This window comes from Vibrio sinensis, from assembly GCF_003605645.1.
GTDB lineage: Bacteria > Pseudomonadota > Gammaproteobacteria > Enterobacterales > Vibrionaceae > Vibrio > Vibrio sinensis.
This window is the reverse complement of the sequence record NZ_QVMU01000154.1, coordinates 1-478: the sequence shown is the minus strand read 5'-3', so window position 1 is coordinate 478 and position 478 is coordinate 1. Positions and strand designations below refer to the sequence as shown.

The 478-nt window shown below is 41.0% G+C and carries 1 tRNA gene and 1 rRNA gene; both read left to right on the top strand.

What is annotated here, in order from left to right:
- A 16S ribosomal RNA gene (locus DZ860_RS24025) occupies positions 1-95 on the top strand; the annotation flags it as partial.
- Between the two features lie 89 nt (positions 96-184).
- Positions 185-260: transfer RNA gene (locus DZ860_RS24020), tRNA-Glu, on the top strand.
- Positions 261-478 lie beyond the last annotated feature (218 nt).

Genomic DNA, 478 nt, shown 5'->3' with positions numbered 1-478 from the left:
TTTCGGGGAGGACGCTCACCACTTTGTGGTTCATGACTGGGGTGAAGTCGTAACAAGGTAGCGCTAGGGGAACCTGGCGCTGGATCACCTCCTTATACGATGATTACTCACGATGAGTGTCCACACAGATTGATATGTTTATAAAGTTTTAGAGACAAAACATCCCTGAGATGTTTTTCTTAGTGTCCCGTTCGTCTAGAGGCCTAGGACACCGCCCTTTCACGGCGGTAACAGGGGTTCGACTCCCCTACGGGATACCATCTTTAAAAATTCTTCCAGTGAAAGCTGCAAGAGTGTTTTTAAAAATGGTTAGTTTCTTCGGAAACAAACATGCTCTTTAACAATTTGGAAAGCTGACTGATAACAACATTGTTGTTATCAAAAAAAGTTCTCAATGTATTCTTAATTGAATACACCAAAAAACACATTCAAGTGTTCTTGGCAATATCATCTCCTAGAGATGATTATTCGAAATTGA